General features: G+C 36.5%; 5 protein-coding genes. 3 read left to right on the top strand and 2 right to left on the bottom strand.

Features of this window, described 5'->3' with window-relative positions; translation table 11 throughout:
- The coding region (locus RT405_RS07225) for a hypothetical protein (protein WP_313468778.1) at positions 1–551 on the top strand (551 nt) is incomplete at its 5' end.
- Positions 552–580: 29 nt separating this feature from the next.
- The gene (locus RT405_RS07220) at positions 581–1,009 is read left to right on the top strand and encodes an OsmC family protein (RefSeq protein ID WP_313468776.1); all 429 of its coding nucleotides are present in this window, start codon (positions 581–583) and stop codon (positions 1,007–1,009) included.
- Positions 1,010–1,269: 260 nt separating this feature from the next.
- Here the strand turns inward: RT405_RS07220 and RT405_RS07215 are convergent, their stop codons facing one another.
- Positions 1,270–1,761 (bottom strand): YajQ family cyclic di-GMP-binding protein, encoded by a 492-nt coding sequence (locus tag RT405_RS07215; protein ID WP_313468775.1) that lies wholly within the window; start codon positions 1,759–1,761, stop codon positions 1,270–1,272.
- A 172-nt stretch (positions 1,762–1,933) separates the two neighbouring features.
- Here RT405_RS07215 and RT405_RS07210 point away from each other — a divergent pair, with 172 nt between their 5' ends.
- The gene (locus RT405_RS07210) at positions 1,934–2,830 is read left to right on the top strand and encodes a YitT family protein (RefSeq protein WP_084683555.1); all 897 of its coding nucleotides are present in this window, start codon (positions 1,934–1,936) and stop codon (positions 2,828–2,830) included.
- A 52-nt stretch (positions 2,831–2,882) separates the two neighbouring features.
- Here the strand turns inward: RT405_RS07210 and RT405_RS07205 are convergent.
- On the bottom strand, positions 2,883–3,423 hold a 541-nt coding region (locus RT405_RS07205; RefSeq protein WP_313468772.1), incomplete at its 5' end, for an HAD-IIB family hydrolase.

Here is a 3,423-nt window from a genome sequence, read left to right as displayed (position 1 = left end):
ATTTGAGTCATTTTTTATTTTTGGAAACTTTTTTGATAAGCTTGTATTTCATTGATTGTATACGTTATACTTATGATGAAAATACGATTAGGAAAATGAAACGAGGTATTCAATTGTCTAAAATTACAGACCAATTCGAAATGATTTTAAAAGAGAAGCAAATTCCTTTAGCAAAAAAAGTAATTGATAATGGCCAAACGTTATATAATGGTAAGTTTCAAATCACTAAACAGCAAGCTTTGCCATTTGGAATCGTCTTTGATACAGGAGAAGGCATTATAGATTATCAAATCGTTTATCATCAATTAGCATTTGTATCAGATTTTAATAAAAAAGCCGCTGTTTTAGAAGTGCTCAATGAACTGAATGAGCTGCGTTCTGGTTATTACCGCTTGTGCTTGGGCGGCGATGGAGAGATTTATATGCGATTGCTCAACAGAACTTCTGCTGATGTTCAGCCTCTCTATGAAATGCTGGTCACAGGATCTACCATAGCAAAAGCTGTTATTCCACATATTGAAGCAGTCATTAATCCGACTAAATCTGAATAAAGAAGACTAACTGTAAAAGGAGTGAGACTATGGGTCAATCCGGCAGCTTATTTCATGCCGAAATGGTGAACGAAGATGGTGTAAACGGAGTTGCGTATGTTAAAAATGATGGATTGAAAGTAACAGTTTCAAGTCCAACTTCATCTGCTCTAGGAACAAACCCTGAAGAACTATTAGGTCTTTCTTTAAGTACTTGTCTAAACGCTACGATTCAATCCCTATTAAAAGCTAGAGGAAAAAAGAATCAGAGTCGTGTAGAAGTACAAGTTGATTTTATGCGAGAACCTTCAGGAATTGGCTTTTACTTTAATGTTCTTGCTTTAGCACAAGTGAATGGTATGCCATTCGATGAAGCCGAAAACCTTATAAAAGAAGCTGAAAAACGCTGTCCTGTCTCTAAATTACTGATTGGCAGCCAGACGGTAACGATCAAAACAATCGCTGATGATACTCTTTAAAGATCTAAATAAAGAGAGTAAGACAAAAAGCGTTTAGACCTGAATCTTCTACCTCGCATACCGTATCCCTAAGCAGCTAAAGCTGTAAGGGCTAAGGCAACTGGTAGGCTAGCGCCTAAGTGTATCGTGTCTGTACGTAGCTAAAGCTACTACAGGCATGACAAAGTGGACTCGGGCCTGCTTCTTAGAACATGTTCTAGAATAAACATTCGGATATACAAAAGAGGTTAGGACTGTTGTCCTAACCTCTTTATTGGTGTTTAACGATAATTAGTGAATTGTAAAGCAATTGGTAGTTTAGCTTCACGTAAAATAGAAATGACTTTTTGCAAATCGTCTCTGTTTTTACCAGTCACGCGTATTTGGTCTTCTTGTATCTGCGATTTGACTTTGACACCAGATTGCTTGATTAGTTGTGTAATCGTTTTAGCGTGTTCTTTATTGATTCCATTCACCAAATCAGCGGTTTGGCGCACGTTTCCGCCAAAGGCTTTTTCAACTTTTCCAAACTGAAGATTTTTAGACGAAACATTTCGTTTGATTAATTTTCCAGTTAAGATATCTTTTACTTGTTCTAATTTAAATTCGCTTTCTGAAAGAAACACCAATTGATCTTTTTCAAGGTTAACATCGCTTATCGTTCCTTTAAAATCAAAACGAGTAGCAATTTCTTTTTTTGTCATTTGAATAGCGTTTTTTACTTCTTCCAGATCTGTTTCAGATACAATATCAAAACTTGCCTCTTTTGCCATATTTTCTCCTCCAATATCTATCGTTAACATATAGTAAATTCAGTGTACCATAACTGACGAGTGGGCTAAAGAGAACGCTTAAAAAAATATATTTTTTATGCAAGCGAATTCTTCTTTCTTTATCCCTGAAATCTTGTTAATCTGTATAAGGAAAATAAAGGAGGCCGGAAAAGTGAAAAAGTTAAAAACGCCTATTTTTTGGAAAGAACAATTAAAAAAAATAGTGATTGTTTTATTTGCATCGATTACAAATTCATTTGCTTTGAATAGCTTCTTGATTCCTTCAAATATTTATGCACCAGGTGTAAATGGGATCTCGCAATTGCTGTCAAATCTAATAAATAATGGGTTACATATCAGCATAGATACAGGTGTGTTTATCTTATTGATCAACATACCGATCGCTTTATTAGGATGGTTTAAAATAGGAAAAGATTTTACGTTGTATAGCTTTTTAACTTCTGTAATGATTTCTTTTTTCACCATTGTTCTGCCCATCAGTCCGTTGACGACTGACCCTATTATGAATGCTATCTTCGGAGGCGTTATCGGAGGTGCTGGAATCGGCTTCGCTTTAAAATACGGGTTTTCAACCGGCGGGATAGATATTATTTCTATGGTTTTGGCTAAAACAACTGAACGGTCAGTAGGCAGTTTGTTATTGACGATCAATGGTTTGATTGTGATTGCTGCTGGATTTTTAAATGGCTGGCAATATGCCATGTATACGTTGTTGTCTATTTATGTCATGACACGTGTAGTGGATATGATTCATACAAGCCATCAAAAAGTAACCGCCATGATTGTGACAAACGATCCAGACGCTTTAGTGAAAGCTATTCATGCTAAGCTGATTCGCGGCATTACCATTATTCCTGCCAAAGGCGGTTATACAGGAATCGACCGTTCTATCTTAATGATTGTCATTAGCAATTATGAAATGTATGATTTAGAACAAGCCGTAAAAGAAGCAGATGCAGCAGCTTTTGTGAACTTTATGGGAACAAACAAAGTGTTGGGAGAATTTTTAAATTCAGACCAGCAAAAAGCTAGACGACACCGTTCTTAAACAAATAAGAAAAGCCGCAAACCAACTGAAAAGTTGATTTGCGGCTTTTTGCTTAAGCAAGTCCGAGGTAGTCTTCAAGGTAAAGAGCCAAACCGTCTTCTTCATTCGTTTTTTCAGTAATGTCATTGGCGATATCTTTTAAAGCCTGAATGCCGTTCTGCATCACGACTCCATGGCCGGCATATTGGATCATTTCGTAATCGTTGTCTTCATCTCCAAAAGCAATAATATCTTGTTGTTTTATTCCGTAAACGCTGGCAACACGCTCAACGCCAAGAGCTTTTTGAACTCCGGCTGAAACAATTTCTAAACAGGGAGTTTGGCCGCCCCATGTTCTAACTTCAACTAAATTGCCATAACGCTGAATAATTTTATTGATAATAAGTTCTTGGTTTTCCTGTGCGGTAAAGACACAAACCGAGGTAGGATCGCTTTTTAAATTAGCAGCTGATAATTTTTGAGTATCTTGCTGTCCATTTGGAAAAAAATCCGGATAAGGCAAGAAATCTTCATCGGCGTACACAGTATCGAGTAATTCAGCTGCGATCAATTGAATATCAAAATCTTTCTTTAAGTCGAGCATATCAATAGCA

Origin of the sequence: Carnobacterium sp., from assembly GCF_032094055.1 — a bacterium.
Classification (GTDB): domain Bacteria; phylum Bacillota; class Bacilli; order Lactobacillales; family Carnobacteriaceae; genus Carnobacterium_A.
The sequence above is the reverse complement of the archived record's forward strand: the minus strand, read 5'-3'. Positions and strand labels throughout refer to the sequence as shown.

What these genes read in the sequence shown, in the direction of transcription:
- RT405_RS07220 (WP_313468776.1), top strand. Translation starts at nt 581, where the DNA reads ATGGGTCAATCCGGCAGCTTATTTCATGCCGAAATGGTGAACGAAGAT.
- RT405_RS07215 (WP_313468775.1), bottom strand. Translation starts at nt 1,761, where the DNA reads ATGGCAAAAGAGGCAAGTTTTGATATTGTATCTGAAACAGATCTGGAA.